Source organism: Caballeronia calidae (assembly GCF_900044055.2).
Taxonomy (GTDB): Bacteria; Pseudomonadota; Gammaproteobacteria; order Burkholderiales; family Burkholderiaceae; genus Caballeronia; species Caballeronia calidae.
This window is the reverse complement of record NZ_FCOX02000001.1, coordinates 46,608-62,283: the sequence shown is the minus strand read 5'-3', so window position 1 is coordinate 62,283 and position 15,676 is coordinate 46,608. Positions and strand designations below refer to the sequence as shown.

The following is a 15,676-nucleotide window of genomic DNA, read 5'->3' as shown; positions in this document are numbered from 1 at the left end:
TCCGCCTTCCGAGGTGACGCGGATGTGAAGGCTCGCGGGCCTTCGCATCGTTGCGATTTGCGTAGCGCCGGAATTCGAAATGCATCGATTGGCAAAAAATCGTCATGCGAATTTGACCGGCGCCCGCGAACACGCTATTATCTCGATCTCGTTGCACTGCACTCCCGGTGCCAACGAAAAGTTTGGGAGACGTGGCCGAGAGGTCGAAGGCACTCCCCTGCTAAGGGAGCATCTGGCTAAAAACTGGATCGAGGGTTCGAATCCCTCCGTCTCCGCCAGTTGTCGTAGAAGAGCCCCGCAAGCGTAAAAACTTGCGGGGCTTTTTCTTTTCCGCATCCTCCAGCGTCGTCCTCATCATTCTTCCGCTCGAGCCATAGGCTTTCGTCGCTGCGCGACTGCGATTGGTTCGTCATCCTGCCTGAATCGTGCGCTTGGGAGTCACCTGCCTGTAACGAAAGGTCACTTTCCTTTCGGATAGTTCCGCTTTCGATGATGACCGTGGATAACTAATCTCGCTGCCTGCTTGCTTTTCGGCAAGCAGGGCGCAACGCAAGCGTTCGTTGCCCAGATTATGGTCGTTGCCCGAACGCGCTGACGCGTTCAGGCAGACCTTTCTCACGATTCATCAAGTTAGTCATGGCAGATATCAGGAAATTCATCGCGCCGGTTCTCGTCTCGTTGCTCGCGGTCGCACACGTTCAGGCCAGCGAATTCGCCGGTCCTTACGCGGGCGCGAAACTCGGCTTCAATGGGTCCGATGCAACCGGCGTCCATTATCAGGAATCCACGCACACCACGTTCTTCCCCGGCCTCACGGCGGGTTACAACTATGATGTCGAGCGCGCGGTGCTCGGCGTCGAAGCATTCGCCGACTTCCACGGCGGCTCGACGACCGGGAAGGACGCCGGCATCGACGCAAAGATCGGCATGCCGATAAACAACGTCATGTCGTATGCCCGCATCGGCTTCACGGGCTTCTGGCCGGATACGCGCCTGCACTACGGCGCGGGCGTCGAATACAAGTTCGACAAGAAATGGAGCGTCGCGGCCGAGTACACCGGCGACACGGCGCGCTACGACGGCGGCAATCGCCATAACGACAGCCTGACCGTCGGCGTGCATTACTTCTTCTGATTCTTCTCTCGCCGATGCGCGTGCGAATCGAACGCACGCGCATCGCGCTCATGTTCGCGTCACTTCCCCGACGCGATCCGATCCTGAATGTGCTTCGCGCGCGCCGGCGACGACGGGTGCGAGCTCAACATGCTCGACTGTCCGCCATCGATCGTCGCGAGCTTCTGGAACGCCGTGACGAGGCCCGCCGGGTTGTAGCCCTTCTTCTTCTGCGTATCGAACGAGTAATCGTCGGCGGCGGTTTCCTGCGATTGCGAGAACTGCGCATTGACGAATTTCTCGGACAGATCGCCGATCTGCGAGCTGGAGAGGTTCGCGAGCACGCCCGAACTCGCCGATACCACCGAGCGCGCGGCCGAGGTCGCATAGGCGACCTGCATCGCCTTCTTGGTGTGGCCGAGCGCGACGTGGCCCATCTCGTGCCCGACGACGCCGCGCACTTCATCGTCGTTCATCAGGTCCATGAGGCCGCTGTAGACGCGCACGCAGCCGTTGGCCATCGCCCACGCATTGACGTCCTTCGTGAGGTAGACCTTGTAATTGACCGGCACGCCGTTGATGTTGTCGCCGAGTTGCTTGGCGATCTTGTTCAGGCGCTGCGTGTACGGGCTCGACGCCGGCGCGATGGTGTTCTCGCTGTCCATCTGCGTGCACGACTTGTCGGAGAGCGTGCGCACGTCGTTGTCGCTCAGCGCGAGTGCCTGCGTGGCGAGTTGCCCGGATTGCATGAGCGCGTCGGGGTTGAGATTGCCGATGCTGCTGCACGATGCCAGCGCGGTCACGGTGGCAGCCGCGATCGCCGAGCGGATGATTCTCATAGTCGTCCCTAAAAGTGCGTTGTGGTTTGAAGCCCGTATCGGACATGGGCCGGGCGAAATGCTCGATGGAGAACGACCCGTTTGCTACGCGAAAATTCCGATTTTCCTTACAAACCCTGACAACGAGAAGACAAATATTCGAATCAGTGGCGCGCAGGCAGCGAATCAGTCGTGCGTGCGGCGGCAAGCGGCGCGCACGCGGGCGGCCACGGTTGAGACGGGCGATGCGTCCATCGCGATGCCCGCGGCGTCGGGCAGGGCTTCCGCCGCGAGCTGGGTGAGCGTCTGCCCCGGCGGCATTTCGACGAACACCATCGCGCCGAGCTCCGCCAGCGCGATGGTCGAGTCGTGCCAGCGCACGGGATAGCGCAGATTGGTGGCGAGGTCATCGCGGATGGCGTCGGCGCGCCGCAGTACGCGCGCGCCGCGATTGCCGACATACGCGATACGCGGCGCGTCGATATGCACGTCGCTGGCCGCTTCGATGAGCCGTCGGGCGGCATCGTCGAGCAGCACGCAATGCGACGGCACGCTGACGCACAGGCGCTCGGCCTTGCGCGCGCCGCGTGAAAGCGCGATGTCGCGAACGCGGGCGAGCGCGTCGTCGCTGCCCGACACGACGATCTGACGCGGCGCATTCAGATTGCCGATGTACGCATCGGCGCCGCTGTCGGCGATCGCGCGGGCGATCTCGGTTTCGTTCAGCCCGAGCACGGCGAGCATGCCGTAGCCGCGCGGCCAGGCGTCCTGCATCAGTTGCGCGCGCAGGCGCACGAGCTTCAGCGCATCGGCGAAGGCGATCGCGCCACTGACGACCGCCGCGCCGTACGCGCCGACCGACAACCCCGCGACCGCCTGCGGCTCGATGCCAACGTCCGCAAGCGCGCGCGCCGCCGCCACGCCCGCGACGACGAGCGCGACCTGCACGGCGACGGTCGACGCGAGGGCATCGGCGGTATCGAGCATGTGCACGTTTTCGCCGAGCACGTCCGATGCTTCGTCGAGCGTGCGCGCGATCGCCGGATGCGGCTTCTCGCCGCCGAGACGATGCAGAAAGCCCGGCGTCTGCGCGCCTTGTCCGGGAAACAGAAAAGCGATCATGCCGCCGCCCACGGATCGGTGACGAGACGCGGACCGTCGGCGTGCCGCAGCATCACGCGCAGATCGGTACGCGCGAATTCGGCGAGCGAGAACGCGGCTTCCGGCGTTTCGATCTGCACGTCGATGCGCGTGCCTTCCTTTCGCGCGGCGAGCGAGAGCGCGTCGAGAAGCGTGGCGGCATCGGCGCGCGGCAGCGGCGTCGGCGCGCGCACGACGATGTCGAGATCGCTCGCGGGCGTGATCGTCGGCATGGCGCTCGGGAGCTCGAAGCCGGCGCTGCCGGTCGGGCCCCAGTCGAGACCGGCGGCATCGATGATCGGCGCGACCGCGCGCAGCAACGCGAACGCGGGCAGGGCGGCGCGGGTCGGATCGGGCGCGCGCGTGCGCAGGTCCTCGGGCGTGAGCAGCGCATCGATCCGGCGCGGATCGATCCACGTGCCGAAGCGTTCGCCGCGCGTGATGCCGCGCACGCCGACCGCGATCGAATCGCCGATGCGAGGCGCGCGCCGCACGACCACGAAAGGCGCGCGCGCGAGCGCCGCCGCGACCCACGTGGGCGCATCGCCGAAAGGCGGCGCATCGGGCGCGAGGTGCAGCAAGTCGTGCGGACGCGGCGCGCGGTCCACTACGCGCTCCACTGCTCGCGCATGCGCCTGCGCACTTCGATCGACGCGGCGCGCGTGCGCTTCGCATCGGCGGACGCGAGACGGTTCGACAGATCGCGCGGACCGTTGCGCGCGTCCTTCACCGCCGCGGCGAGCGACGTCTTCACGCGCTCGATGTCGGCGGGAGAGGGCGCATCCGCGTCGATGTCTTCGATCAGCTCGTGCAGCAAGCCGAGCTTCGCGTATGCGCTCATCTTGTAGGACATCGGCAGAACCGTGTCGCCCAGCGCGTCGAGGCTCTCGACGCTGCGCCGCGTGACGCGCGCCGCGGCTTCCTTGCCCATCGCGTGCACCGCGGTGCCGGGCGCATCGAGCGCGACGATGCGGTTCGCCTGATAGCCGTGCGCGAGATACGCGCCCGACATCGCCGGCCCGACGATCAGCGCGATTACCGGATGTCCGGCGAGGCGCGCGCTCGCGTAGGCATCGACGGCGGCGGCGCATGCGAGGTGAATGCCGAGCAATTCCTCGCGACGCCCGTACGCCTGGCTCTTCACATCCACGACCGCGACGATCGGGCGCTTCGCGTCGGCGTTGCGGTCGGCGTCGATGACTGCGCGCACGGCGCGCGCGAGCAGCCATCCCTGTTCGAGCCCGACGACGTTGTCGGTCGCGCGGGGAAAGCGGTTCGCGGGATCGGGCACGACGGCGAAGAAGCTCGCGCGCTCGCCGTCGAGCTGGCCGTCGCGGGCGCGGATCGGGCCGCTTTGGGTGGCTTTGGCTTCTTCGGCGCTAAAAGTCAGCGCGTCGAGCCAGCGCTCGCCGCGGGAAAGAAAGGCGGTCATGATGTGCCCCACAAGGTGCGCAGCGTGTCGGGATCGATGGCGTCCGGATTCACCTGCGCGAGCCGCGCGATGAAGCCGTCGACGTTCTCGCTGCGATGCAGCTTCGGCACGCCGCGCCCGAACGCGGCGAGCACGGCGGTGCGAACCTGATCGGTATCGTCGTCGACGAGCGTATCCGCCAGCCCGACCGCGACGCGTTCCTCGCCGCCGATCATCGACCAGACGAGGCGACGGTCGCCCGAATCCAGTTCCTCGATGCCCGCTTCCTGCTCGATCACTTCCGGACCGTTCATGCCGAGGCGCGCCTGACGCGTCATCACGAGCTCCGTGCAGAGGGCCGCCGCGAGCGACATGCCGCCGAAGCAGCCCACCATGCCGCCGATCACGCCGACGACCGGCACGTGACGCCTGAGCGCGACGATCGCCGCCTGAATCTCGGCGATGACGGCCAGCCCGAGGTTCGCTTCCTGCAGGCGCACGCCGCCGGTTTCGAACAGCACGACGGGGCGAATCGGGCGACCGGCTTCGCATTCGCTCAAGGCCATTTCGAGCGCCGCCGCGATCTTCGCACCCGACACTTCGCCGATGCTGCCGCCCTGGAACGCGGGCTCGATCGCGGCGATCACCGCGGGCTCGCCGGCGAGCAGGCCGCGCGCGATGACCGCGCCGTCGTCGGCCTGACAGACGATGTTCTGCATCGCGAGCCACGGCGATTCGAGCCGGTCGAAGGGGCCGAGCAGTTCGCGGAACGTGCCTTTATCGAGCAATGCTTGCGCGCGCTCCCGCGCCGTCAGCTCGATGAAGCTGTGCCGCGCGAGAAAAGGTGCGTGCGCGTTCATGGTGTGTCTCCTTCGCTTGCTTCCACCGCTTCGTTCAGGCGCAGCATGACGACGCCGGGCGTCGCGCCGAAGTCGTTGACTTCGATTTTCGCGGCGCCGTCGTAGCGCTGGAAGAAGCGGTCGAGCACGCTCTTCCACACGTGGCCGTAACCATCGACGCTCGTGCGGATCACGACTTCCGCGTTCGCGCCCTGCGACGGCGACAGCAGCACTTCGAGATCGCCCGAGCCGACCACGCCCACGTGCGCGCGGCGCGTGACGGACCGTTTGGCCGGATATTCGTATCGCATGTTTTCCATCGGTCGTTCCTCTTCGATGCGCCTTAAGCCAGGCCCCTGAGACTGTCGAGAAAGAGCGTCGCCGCGAGCAGATCGGCAGCGCCGCCGGGCGATGCGTTCAATGCCAGCAATTCGGCTTCGAGTCTTTCCAATGTGACGCTGCCTTCGCGCGTGCTCGCGCCGCCCTGGCGCAGCACGCGTTGCGCGCCGCGTTGCGCCACCTCGAGCGCGTTCAGCCCGCCGCGATGCAAGAGACACGTATCGTCGAGCGACGCGATGATCGCGATCAGCGCATCGAGCCGTGCGCCGGATTCGCCGATACCGCGTGCGCGCGCATCGTCGAGGGCGGGCAGGCCGATGCGCAGCGCATGCGGAAAGCCGTCGCGCGCCTCGCCGCGCGCGCCCGCGACCCGATAGCGTTCGCTCACGCGCGCGCCGTGGCTCGCCGCCGCCGATGCGGGCGCGTATCGATCGTCGAAGCGCGCGATGCACGCGGCCGATGCGCAGATCGCTTCGCTGTCGCCGGGCATGTGCATCGCCGCGCCCGCGCACAGCAAACCGATGATCCAGATCGCGCCGCGATGCGCGTTGCTGCCGTCGGTCGCGCGCATCATCGCGGCTTCGCCCTCGCGGCCGATGCGCGCCAGTTGCTCGCGCAAGACCTGCGACGGCCGCACGCCGTGCGCCGCGCGCGCGATCGCGAGAAAGGTCGGTTGCAGCGCGTGTGCGGAACGCAGCATCGTGTCCAGATCGAGATCGCGATGCGCGCCGCTGCCGCGTTCATCGACGAGCGCAGGCTTCGGCGTGAGACGCGCCTCGGCGATCAAGGCATCGACGGCGTGCGCGGCGATGGTCGGCGGCGAAGTCGCGTCATCGCGGGCTTCGTCGCGCGAAAAGGGCAGGGCCGCCGCTGTCATGCCAGCCATCGCGATCACCAGCTTCTGAAGCGCGCGGGCGGCGCGTACAGCCCGCCGGACCACGCGACGAGATCGTCGATGTTGCGCGCCGCGAGCAGCGAGCGCTTCGCTTCGCCGCGCCGCACGCCGAGGTCTTCCGGATACGCGACGATGCCGCGCCGCCTCAGTTCCGCCGTCTTCGCCGGATCGGCGCGCATGCCGATCGGCGTCACGCCCGCGACCGCCGCGAGCGCGGCGCGACGCTCATCGACGCCTTCGGCCGCATGCAGATACGCGATGCCTTCCTCGGTCACGACGTGCGTGACATCGTCGCCGTAGATCATCACGGGCGCGATCGGCATGCCGCTTTTCTCGCCGACCGCGATCGCATCGAGCGCATCGACGATGGTCGGCTCGCCGCCTTTCTTGTACGTCTCGGCGGTCTGCACGACGAGCTTGTGACCGCGCGCGATCTTCGGATTCGGGCCGTCGTCCTTCAGCAGCTTGAGCCATGCCTCGCTCGAATGGCGGCGCCCGCGCGGGTCATGTCCCATGTTGGGCGCGCCGCCGAAGCCGGCAAGCCGCCCGAGCGTGACCGTCGACGAGTTCGCGTCCGCATCCATCTGCAAGGTCGAGCCGATGAAAAGATCGACGCCATATTGCCCCGCAAGCTGGCAGAACACGCGATTCGAGCGCAGGCTGCCGTCGCGTCCGGTGAAGAACACGTCGGAGCGCGCCGCGATGTAATCCTCCATGCCCACTTCGCTGCCGAAGCAATGCACGCTTTGCACCCAACCGGATTCGATCGCGGGAATGAGCGTCGGATGCGGATTGAGCGCCCAGTTCGTGCAGATCTTGCCCTTGAGCCCGAGCGCTTCGCCGTACGTCGGCAGGAGCAGCTCGATCGCGGCGGTATCGAAGCCGATGCCGTGATTGAGCGACGTCACGCCATAACGGTCGTAGATGCCGCGGATCGTCATCATCCCCATGAGGATCTGCAATTCGCCGATGTGACGCGGATCGCGCGTGAAGAGCGGCTCGACGGCGAACGGCCTGTCCGCCTCCACGACGACATCGACCCACGAGCCGGGGATATCGACGCGCGGCAGTTCATCGACGATTTCATTGACCTGCGCGACAACGATGCCATGACGAAACGCGGTGGCCTCGACGATGGTCGGCGTGTCCTCGGTGTTCGCGCCGGTATAGAGATTGCCGTGGCGGTCCGCCTGCACCGCGCACACGAGCGCGACCTGCGGCGTGAGATCGATGAACATGCGCGCATACAGTTCGATGTACGTATAGATCGCGCCGATCTCCAGCATGCCGTCTTCGAGCAGTTGCGCGACGCGCAGGCTCTGTGGCCCCGCGAACGCGAAGTCGACCTTGCGCGCGATGCCTTGCTCGAAGAGCGCGAGATGCTCGGGCCGGCTGATGCTCGAGATGAGCAGATGCACGTCGTGCACGCGCCCGGAGTCGAGCTTCGCGAACGCGCGCGAAAGGAAGTCGGCCTGCTTCTGGTTGTTGCCTTCGAGCGCGACGCGATCGCCGCTGACGATCAGCGCGCTCAGCGCATCGACGATGCGCGCGGTATCGAGCACGCAGCCGTTCAGCCACGGCTCGATCAGCTTCAGACGCCGCGCCTTTTCCTGCGCGCGCGTGTTCCAGTTGCGGGATGCGGCGAGCGCGTCGGCGGGGGTGGACGAGTTCATCGGTCGGCCTTCGAAGAGATCGTTCGGGATGATGCGCGGCGCTTCTTCCTGACGTGGCTCGTTTGAGCGAGCGCCTGGGCATCGGCGAGAAAGCGGTGGATCAGTTCGCCCGTCGCGAGCAGATGGCGCGCGACGAGCGTCTGCGCCTGTTCGATGTCGCGCGCGGCGAGGGCATCGAAGATCGCGCGGTGCTCGGCATCGGACGCATCCTTGTGAATCGGAAGGCCGAGCTTGAGACGCAGATAGCGCTCGCCGCGCCGATGCATCTGGCCGATCAGCTCCATCAGGCGCGGACGACTCGCGGGCGCGTAAAGGCTCATATGGAACTGCTCGTTGCGCACCACATAGAGCGCCGGATCGGGCTCGTTCTCGGCGGCTTCGAGCAGACGCTTCGACTCCGCGAGCGTCTCGGGCGTGTGATGCCCGATCGCGATGCCGATCGCCAGGCTTTCCAGCGACGCGCGGATCTCGTAGATCTCGCGCGCCTCGTCGGCCGATTGCAGGCTGACGGCCGCGCCGCGATTCGGCTCGATCGTCACCCAGCCTTCGCTTTCGAGCTGGCGAAACGCCTCGCGCACGGGAATCGCGCTGACGGAAAACTGTCGCGCGATCGCGTCCTGACGCAGCGGCTCGCCCGGCAGCAGCGAGCCTTCGACGATCGCGGCGCGCAGCGCATCCGCGATGAAGCGCGACGTGCTCTGGCGCGGTTCGAACTGCGCGTCGCGAAATGAAGCCGGAGTCTGCGATCCGGCGGAAAGATCGGTCGGCATGGCTAGGTGAAAGTGCGGAGTTATCGTATGTCGATGTTTAAATATTGTATATAAAAAGGTGCACCGGACCCCGGTGCTTTCCCTAGACGCCATAACAAACACTATTCGATGGCGCGTCGTTGATTCCCTTTAGAGAGACATGGCCATGCCGACAACGCTGGATCGAGAGATAAGCGCCGCGCGCGCCACGAAAACGCCGCTCAACCGGTCGCAGATCACCGGTTTCTGGGGCGCGTGGGCGGGCTGGACGCTCGACGGAATGGATTCGTTCATCTACGCGCTCGTGCTCGCCCCGGCGCTCACGGAGCTGCTGCCGCGCTCCGGCTACGCGGCGACGCCGGCGAACGTCGGTCTCGCGGGCTCGATTCTGTTCGCGCTCTTTCTGGTCGGGTGGGGCCTGTCGTTCATCTGGGGGCCGCTCGCCGACCGTTTCGGGCGCACCAAGGTGCTCGCGGCGACCATCTTCACGTTCGCGATTTTCACCGGGCTCGCCGCGACCGCGCATACGGTGTGGGAGCTCGGCATCTATCGCTTCTTCGCGGGCGTGGGGATCGGCGGGGAATGGGCGCTGGCCGGGACGTATGTCGCGGAGGCGTGGCCGGAGGATCGCCGCAAGATGGGCGCGGGCTATCTGCAGACGGGCTACTACGCGGGCTTCTTTCTCGCGGCGGTGCTGAATTACACGATCGGCGCGGCGTTCGGCTGGCGCGCGATGTTCCTCGTCGGGCTGTTCCCGGTCGTCGTGTCGATCGTGGTGCTCCTGCGCGTGAAGGAAACCGACAAGTGGCAGCGCGCCGAAGCGGTTCATCCGCACGTCAAACATGAGAGCTCGCTCAAGGCGATCTTCAATGCGCAGTACCGCAAGCGCACGATCGTCGCGGCCGTGCTGCTGACGGTGGCGATCATCGGCCTGTGGGCGGGCGCGGTGTACGAGCCGTCGGCGGTCATCCAGCTCGCGACGAAGGCGGGCATGGACAAGGCGGAAGCGGCGCGCATGGCGTCGATCGCGACCGGGCTGCTTTCGATCGGCACGATCGTCGGCTGTCTCGCCTTGCCGCCGATGGCCGAGAAGATCGGCCGCAGGAAGACGCTCGCGGTGTATTTCGCCGGCATGGCGGCGTCGATCGCGCTCGCGTTCGGCTGGGCGTTCTATCTGCCGAACGGGCTCGTGCCGTTCATCGCGCTGCTCGTCGTGCTGGGCTTCTTCGGCGGCAACTTCGCGCTGTTCTCGTTGTGGCTGCCCGAGCAGTTCGAGACCCGCGTGCGGGCGACCGCCTTCGCGTTCTGCACGTCGATCGGGCGCTTCTTCGGTGCGATCGTGAACTTCGGCATCGGCGCGATGGTGCTCAACATGAAGACGCTCGGCGTGCCGATCGCGATCACGGCGGTCGCGTTCCTGATCGGTCTTGCCGTGATTCCGCTCGCGCCCGAAACGAAGGGCCAGGAACTGCCGAACTGAGCGGCGCGAGACGCATCGCGAGCGCGGCCTTCGATCATCGGAGGCCGCCGTTTTTCATGCGCGCGAGGCTTACTTTTCGTAAGTTTTCCCTAGGCTTGCGCTCAGTAATAGGTGGTTACGAAGCCGAACACTCGACGCGGTTTTCATCCGATATAGTCCGGCCAACACAACAAACAACCCATCGAGGTGGGGCTTCACATGAACAAGGTATCGAAGGCTTCCGTGCTGGCTGGCGCCGTGATGATCGGCGGCCTGATGCTGTCCGGCGCGGCCAATGCGGGCGTGTCCGTGGGCGTCAACATCGGCGTGCCCGCGCCCGTGTACGTGGCGCCCGAGCCGGTCTATGCGCCGCCCCCGCCGCCCGTCGTGTACGCGCCGCCGCCGCCGATGTATGCGCAGCCGGTCGTCGTGGTCGGCTGGCATGGCGATCGTTACTGGGATGGCCGCCGCTATTGGGAGCGCGACGACTGGTATCGCCATCATGGTCACGGATACGGCCACGATCGCGACGATGACGACGATCATGGCCACGGTCACGGCCATCACGGCTGGCATTGAGCGTTTGACTGTCAGAGGAAGCCACCCGCCAGCGCGGGTGGCTTTTTTATTGACGCTCAATGATCAGAGGTTGGATTCGCGCAACAGATACGGCGCGACAGGAGATTCCCGCCTCCACACAATGTAACAAAAGGTAAGCTTTCTCCTGACATTACGCAGAGGCGCGCAAGAACTTACAAAGCTGAAATATTGCGCTGAAAGCTTTCCGTTATATTTTGCCGCAAGCGAACAAGCAAAAAAGCGAGGTGCGTTTGCGTATGAAAAAGAAACTTGCGGGACGAATCCTGGCGAGCGTGCTGGCGGTTGCGGCCCTGGGCGCGACGAGCATCGCGCGCGCGGATGTGCATGTGGGCGTGAACGTCGGCATTCCGGCGCCGGTGTACGTCGCGCCGACGCCGGTTTATGCGCCGCCTCCGCCGCCCGTCATCTATCAGCCCGCGCCGGTGTACGCGGTGCCGGTGGTGATCGGCTGGCACGGCGATCGCTACTGGGACGGCCGCCGTTACTGGAACCGCAACGACTGGTATCGCCATCATGGGCATGGCCACGGGCACGGCAATGGACACGGCAAGGGCCACGGCAACGGGCACGGACATCACTGAGGGCAGGGCCTGGACCTGCCGCAGCAAACGAAAAAGCGCCGCTCACCTCAAGTGAGCGGCGCTTTTTTTTCGAGCGCAGCGACCGCGCTTATTCCGCTTCGCTGCCCATTCCGCCGACGACCGCGTGGAAACCGGCATCGACATGGACGAGCTCCGCGCTGACGCCGGCCGCGAGATCCGACAGCAGGAACGCCGCGACATTGCCCACTTGCTCGATGGTCACGTTGCGCTTGAGCGGCGCGTTCTCTTCGACGAAGTTCAGGATCTTGCCGAAGCCCTTGATGCCGCTCGCCGCGAGCGTCTTGATCGGGCCGGCCGAGATGGCGTTGACGCGCACGCCCTTGCCGCCGAGCGACGGCGACGCCGCCATGTAACGCACGCTCGCTTCGAGCGATGCCTTCGCGAGGCCCATCGTGTTGTAGTTCGGCAGCGCGCGCTCGGCGCCGAGATAGGAGAGCGTGAGCAGCGACGAACCGTCTTTCAGCATCGGCAGCGCGGCCTTCGCGAGCGCGGGGAAGCTGTACGCGGAGATATCGTGCGCGACGCGGAAGTTCTCGCGCGTCATGCCGTCGAGGAAGTCGCCGGCAATCGCCTCGCGCGGCGCGAAGCCGATGGAATGCACGAGGCCGTCGAGCGAGTCCCAGCGTTCCTTGAGCGACGTGAAGAGCGCTTCGATCTGCGCGTCGTCGGCGACGTCGCAGGGGTAGACCATGTCGCTGCCGAACTCGGTTGCGAACTCGGTGATGCGCTCCTTGAAACGCTCGCCGACATAGGTGAACGCCAGCTCCGCGCCTTCGCGCTTGCAGGCCTCGGCGATGCCGTAAGCGATCGAGCGGTTCGACAGCAGGCCCGTCAGCAGAATTCGTTTTCCAGCGAGAAAGCCCATGAATGCTCCTTCTTTGATGTCAATGTGGCGCGGGCGATTGATCGGGTGCCGCGCGCGTCGTGCGTGGCGCGATCGGCTTAAATGCAAACCCTTAGGCCACGAGCCGATTGGCGCATGATTTTGGGTAGAATTCTCTCACATCGCAGTGCCCCGCCAAGCATTCTTGCGGCGTTCGCTCCGGGCTTTCGTTCGGGTCTCTTCAACCGCGTCACCCATTCACATCGCGCCAAGAGGCCCATGACGACTCGCACGCCGATCCGCTCATTCCGCGCCTCACACTGGTTCATCGCCTGCGCGCTGGCCGGATCGATCGCATTGATGGCGGGCCCGGCCTGCGCTGTCCACGCGATCGCGCAATACGGCGAACCGAAATATCCGGCCGGTTTCAAGCACTTCGATTACGTCAATCCCGATGCGCCGCGCGACGGCACGCTCGTGCTCGCGAATCCGAACCGGCTGACGAGCTTCGACAAGTTCAATCCGTTCACGCTGCGCGGCAATCCTGCGCCGGGCCTTTCGCTGATGTTCGAGAGCCTGACGACGGGCAGTTCCGACGAGGTATCGACCGCGTATGGCCTGCTTGCCGACGATATCTCCGTCGCGCCCGACGGCATGTCGACGACGTTCCACATCAATCCGAAAGCGCGCTTCTCCAACGGCGACCCGGTCACGGCGGAAGACGTGAAGTTCTCGTTCGAAACGCTGAAGAGCCCGAAGGCCGCGCCGCAGTTCGCGGTCTACTTCGGGCAGATCGCGCGCGCGGTGGTCGTCGATCCGCTCACGATCCGCTTCGAGTTCAAGATCGCGACGCGCGAGATGCCGCTGCTCGCGGGCGGCATCCCCGTGTTTTCGCGCAAGTGGGGCGTGAAGCCGGACGGCACGCGCATTCCGTTCGATCAGATCGCGTTCCAGAAGCCCATCGGCAGCGGGCCGTATCTGATCGACCGGTTCGACAACGGCCGCACGATCTCATACAGGCGCAATCCGGATTACTGGGGCGCGGCGCTGCCGGTGCGCGTCGGGTTGTTCAATTTCGCGCACATCGATTACAAGCTCTACGGCGATCCCACCGCGCGTCTCGAAGCGTTCAAGGCGGGCGAGTACGACGTGCTCGTCGAATACGTCGCGCGAAGCTGGGTGCGGCGCGATATCGGCAAGCGCTTCGACAGCGGCGAGCTCATCAAGCGCGAATTCCCGCAGCACAACGGCACGGGCATGCAGGGCTTCTTCATGAACACGCGCAAGCCGCTCTTCAAGGATGTGCGCGTGCGCCAGGCGCTCGATCTCGCGCTCGATTTCGAGTGGCTCAACCGGCAACTGTTCTTCAACCAGTACAGACGCATCGACAGCTTCTTCGTCAATACGGATCTGCAGGCGAAGGGCAAGCCGGGCGATGGCGAGCTCGCCATACTGAACCCGCTGAAGCAGCAGCTCGATCCCGCCGTGTTCGGCGAGATGCCGCGCCAGCCGAACACCGATCCGCCCGGCTCGTTGCGCGCGAATCTGATCAAGGCGCGTGAATTGCTGGCGCAGGCAGGCTGGACGTATCGCGACGGCGCGCTGCGCAACGCGAAGGGCGAGCCTTTCGTCTTCGAGATTCTCGACGACACCGGCGGCGGCGCGTCGATGGAGCCGGTCGCGGCCGCGTTCGGGCGCAATCTGCAGAAGCTCGGCATCAAGATGAACTTTCGCACCGTCGATTACGCGCTGATCCAGAAGCGTCTCGACGCGTTCGACTTCGACATGACGAGCGTGCGCATGCCCGACGTGCAGGTGCCGGGCACCGAGCAGGTCTCGCGCTTCGGCAGCAAGTCCGCGGACGAGCAGGGCTCCGACAATCTCGCGGGCGTGAAGTCGCCGGCCGTCGATGCGATCCTGCAGAAAGTGATCTCCGCGCAGACGCGCGAGCAACTCGTCGACGCGACGCACGCGCTCGATCGCGTGCTGATGAACGGCTACTATGTGGTGCCGCACTGGTACTCGGCGACGCATCGCGTGGCGTATCGGAATACGCTCGCGTATCCGTCGACATTGCCGCTGTATTACGGCGCCGAGGAGTGGGTCATATCGACGTGGTGGGCGAAACCCGCGCACGCGACGAAGTAACGAGGACGCGCCATGTGGAGCTACATCCTTAAACGCATTCTCTTGATGATCCCGACGCTCATCGGCGTATTGACGCTCACGTTCGTCGTGATCCAGTTCGTGCCGGGCGGACCGGTCGAGCAGGCCGTGCATGATCTGCGGCGCGGTCAGTCGGAAGGCGGTGGCGGCGGCTTCGGCCTGCGCACGCACACGGGCGTCGACGCGCAACAGGTCGAGCAGCTCAAGAAGCTCTATGGCTTCGACAAGCCACCGCTGCAGCGCTATGTCCTCATGCTCGGCAAATTCGCGCGCTTCGATCTTGGCGAAAGTTATTTCAGGCATCAGAGCGTGTGGTCGCTGATCGTGTCGAAGCTACCGGTGTCGATCAGCATCGGCTTGTGGACCTTCTTCATCACGTATCTGATATCGGTGCCGCTCGGCATCGCGAAGGCGGTGAAGAACGGCTCGAAGTTCGATGTCGCGACGAGTCTCATCGTGCTCGTCGGCTTCGCGATTCCGGGCTTCGTGCTGGGCGTGCTGCTGCTCGTGCTGTTCGGCGGCGGGTCGTTCTGGCAACTGTTCCCGCTGCGCAATCTCACGTCCGACAACTGGGCGACGCTCTCGCTCGGCGGCAAGATTCTCGATTATCTGTGGCACATCACATTGCCGGTGACGGCGTCGGTGGTCGGCAGCTTCGCCATCATCACGATGCTCACGAAGAACGCGTTCCTCGATGAAATCCGCAAGCAATACGTGCTCACCGCGCGCGCCAAAGGCCTGAGCGAGCGACGCGTGCTGTGGAAGCACGTGTTCCGCAACGCGTTGCTGCCGCTGATCGTCGGCTTTCCGGCGGCGTTCATCGGCGCGTTCTTCACGGGCAGCCTGCTGATCGAAACGCTCTTTTCGCTCGACGGCCTCGGCCTGCTCTCGTATGAATCCGTCGTGCGGCGCGACTATCCTGTCGTGCTCGGCACGCTCTATCTCTTCACGCTGATCGGCCTCGCGACGAAGCTCATCTCGGACCTGTGCTACGTCTGGGTCGATCCGCGCATTCAATTCGAACAACTGGAGCGCTGATTTGAATCGAG

General features: G+C 65.4%; 16 protein-coding genes and 1 tRNA gene. 7 read left to right on the top strand and 10 right to left on the bottom strand.

Annotation, left to right across the window (positions count from 1 at the left end):
* Positions 1–185 precede the first annotated feature (185 nt).
* Positions 186–278, top strand: a tRNA-Ser gene (locus tag AWB78_RS00310).
* A gap of 358 nt (positions 279–636) precedes the next feature.
* Positions 637–1,134, top strand: a complete 498-nt coding sequence (locus tag AWB78_RS00305; protein WP_062601365.1) for an outer membrane beta-barrel protein — start codon at positions 637–639, stop codon at positions 1,132–1,134.
* A gap of 59 nt (positions 1,135–1,193) precedes the next feature.
* Here AWB78_RS00305 and loiP read toward each other — a convergent pair whose 3' ends face one another.
* The 9 genes from loiP to AWB78_RS00260 form a co-directional block, all read right to left on the bottom strand.
* Positions 1,194–1,952 (bottom strand): metalloprotease LoiP, encoded by a 759-nt coding sequence (gene loiP, locus AWB78_RS00300; RefSeq protein WP_062601364.1) that lies wholly within the window; start codon positions 1,950–1,952, stop codon positions 1,194–1,196.
* Positions 1,953–2,117: 165 nt separating this feature from the next.
* Positions 2,118–3,053, bottom strand: coding sequence for a malonate decarboxylase subunit epsilon (mdcH, locus tag AWB78_RS00295; protein WP_062601726.1), 936 nt, complete (start codon positions 3,051–3,053; stop codon positions 2,118–2,120).
* Positions 3,050–3,679, bottom strand: a complete 630-nt coding sequence (locus AWB78_RS48125) for a malonate decarboxylase holo-ACP synthase (RefSeq protein ID WP_232477578.1) — start codon at positions 3,677–3,679, stop codon at positions 3,050–3,052. Before AWB78_RS48125 ends, mdcH begins: the two co-directional genes overlap by 4 nt.
* Positions 3,679–4,503 (bottom strand): biotin-independent malonate decarboxylase subunit gamma, encoded by an 825-nt coding sequence (mdcE, locus tag AWB78_RS48120; protein WP_062601362.1) that lies wholly within the window; start codon positions 4,501–4,503, stop codon positions 3,679–3,681. The genes AWB78_RS48125 and mdcE overlap by 1 nt, the downstream gene beginning before the upstream one ends.
* Positions 4,500–5,342 (bottom strand): biotin-independent malonate decarboxylase subunit beta, encoded by an 843-nt coding sequence (locus AWB78_RS00280; RefSeq protein ID WP_062601361.1) that lies wholly within the window; start codon positions 5,340–5,342, stop codon positions 4,500–4,502. Before AWB78_RS00280 ends, mdcE begins: the two co-directional genes overlap by 4 nt.
* Entirely contained in the window at positions 5,339–5,641 is a 303-nt protein-coding gene (locus AWB78_RS00275; protein ID WP_062601360.1) for a malonate decarboxylase subunit delta, read from the bottom strand. The genes AWB78_RS00280 and AWB78_RS00275 overlap by 4 nt, the downstream gene beginning before the upstream one ends.
* Before the next feature lie 23 nt (positions 5,642–5,664).
* On the bottom strand, positions 5,665–6,537 hold the full coding sequence (locus tag AWB78_RS00270) for a triphosphoribosyl-dephospho-CoA synthase (RefSeq protein WP_062601723.1): 873 nt from the start codon (positions 6,535–6,537) through the stop codon (positions 5,665–5,667).
* Between the two features lie 14 nt (positions 6,538–6,551).
* Entirely contained in the window at positions 6,552–8,228 is a 1,677-nt protein-coding gene (gene mdcA, locus AWB78_RS00265) for a malonate decarboxylase subunit alpha (protein WP_062601359.1), read from the bottom strand.
* Positions 8,225–8,998, bottom strand: coding sequence for a GntR family transcriptional regulator (locus AWB78_RS00260; RefSeq protein ID WP_062601358.1), 774 nt, complete (start codon positions 8,996–8,998; stop codon positions 8,225–8,227). The genes mdcA and AWB78_RS00260 overlap by 4 nt, the downstream gene beginning before the upstream one ends.
* Positions 8,999–9,143: 145 nt before the next feature.
* Between AWB78_RS00260 and AWB78_RS00255 the strand changes: the two genes are divergently transcribed.
* From AWB78_RS00255 to AWB78_RS00245, 3 genes are all read left to right on the top strand, one after another.
* Positions 9,144–10,457 (top strand): MFS transporter, encoded by a 1,314-nt coding sequence (locus tag AWB78_RS00255; RefSeq protein WP_062601721.1) that lies wholly within the window; start codon positions 9,144–9,146, stop codon positions 10,455–10,457.
* Between the two features lie 198 nt (positions 10,458–10,655).
* Entirely contained in the window at positions 10,656–11,015 is a 360-nt protein-coding gene (locus tag AWB78_RS00250) for a hypothetical protein (RefSeq protein ID WP_062601357.1), read from the top strand.
* Positions 11,016–11,272: 257 nt separating this feature from the next.
* Entirely contained in the window at positions 11,273–11,617 is a 345-nt protein-coding gene (locus tag AWB78_RS00245) for a hypothetical protein (protein WP_062601719.1), read from the top strand.
* An 88-nt stretch (positions 11,618–11,705) separates the two neighbouring features.
* Here the strand turns inward: AWB78_RS00245 and fabI are convergent, their stop codons facing one another.
* On the bottom strand, positions 11,706–12,503 hold the full coding sequence (gene fabI, locus AWB78_RS00240; protein WP_062601356.1) for an enoyl-ACP reductase FabI: 798 nt from the start codon (positions 12,501–12,503) through the stop codon (positions 11,706–11,708).
* A gap of 237 nt (positions 12,504–12,740) precedes the next feature.
* On the opposite strand from fabI, the gene AWB78_RS00235 reads away from it, so the two are divergent.
* Positions 12,741–14,609: an extracellular solute-binding protein gene (locus AWB78_RS00235; RefSeq protein WP_062601355.1), complete on the top strand. Its 1,869-nt coding sequence runs from the start codon at positions 12,741–12,743 to the stop codon at positions 14,607–14,609.
* Between the two features lie 12 nt (positions 14,610–14,621).
* The gene (locus AWB78_RS00230) at positions 14,622–15,665 is read left to right on the top strand and encodes a microcin C ABC transporter permease YejB (protein ID WP_062601354.1); all 1,044 of its coding nucleotides are present in this window, start codon (positions 14,622–14,624) and stop codon (positions 15,663–15,665) included.
* Positions 15,666–15,676: the final 11 nt, after the last annotated feature.

Coding starts and splice junctions, on each gene's coding strand:
- AWB78_RS00305 (WP_062601365.1), top strand. CDS start 637: ATGGCAGATATCAGGAAATTCATCGCGCCGGTTCTCGTCTCGTTGCTC.
- loiP (WP_062601364.1), bottom strand. CDS start 1,952: ATGAGAATCATCCGCTCGGCGATCGCGGCTGCCACCGTGACCGCGCTG.
- mdcH (WP_062601726.1), bottom strand. CDS start 3,053: ATGATCGCTTTTCTGTTTCCCGGACAAGGCGCGCAGACGCCGGGCTTT.
- mdcE (WP_062601362.1), bottom strand. CDS start 4,503: ATGACCGCCTTTCTTTCCCGCGGCGAGCGCTGGCTCGACGCGCTGACT.
- AWB78_RS00280 (WP_062601361.1), bottom strand. CDS start 5,342: ATGAACGCGCACGCACCTTTTCTCGCGCGGCACAGCTTCATCGAGCTG.
- AWB78_RS00275 (WP_062601360.1), bottom strand. CDS start 5,641: ATGGAAAACATGCGATACGAATATCCGGCCAAACGGTCCGTCACGCGC.
- AWB78_RS00270 (WP_062601723.1), bottom strand. CDS start 6,537: ATGACAGCGGCGGCCCTGCCCTTTTCGCGCGACGAAGCCCGCGATGAC.
- mdcA (WP_062601359.1), bottom strand. CDS start 8,228: ATGAACTCGTCCACCCCCGCCGACGCGCTCGCCGCATCCCGCAACTGG.
- AWB78_RS00260 (WP_062601358.1), bottom strand. CDS start 8,998: ATGCCGACCGATCTTTCCGCCGGATCGCAGACTCCGGCTTCATTTCGC.
- AWB78_RS00255 (WP_062601721.1), top strand. CDS start 9,144: ATGCCGACAACGCTGGATCGAGAGATAAGCGCCGCGCGCGCCACGAAA.
- AWB78_RS00250 (WP_062601357.1), top strand. CDS start 10,656: ATGAACAAGGTATCGAAGGCTTCCGTGCTGGCTGGCGCCGTGATGATC.
- AWB78_RS00245 (WP_062601719.1), top strand. CDS start 11,273: ATGAAAAAGAAACTTGCGGGACGAATCCTGGCGAGCGTGCTGGCGGTT.
- fabI (WP_062601356.1), bottom strand. CDS start 12,503: ATGGGCTTTCTCGCTGGAAAACGAATTCTGCTGACGGGCCTGCTGTCG.
- AWB78_RS00235 (WP_062601355.1), top strand. CDS start 12,741: ATGACGACTCGCACGCCGATCCGCTCATTCCGCGCCTCACACTGGTTC.
- AWB78_RS00230 (WP_062601354.1), top strand. CDS start 14,622: ATGTGGAGCTACATCCTTAAACGCATTCTCTTGATGATCCCGACGCTC.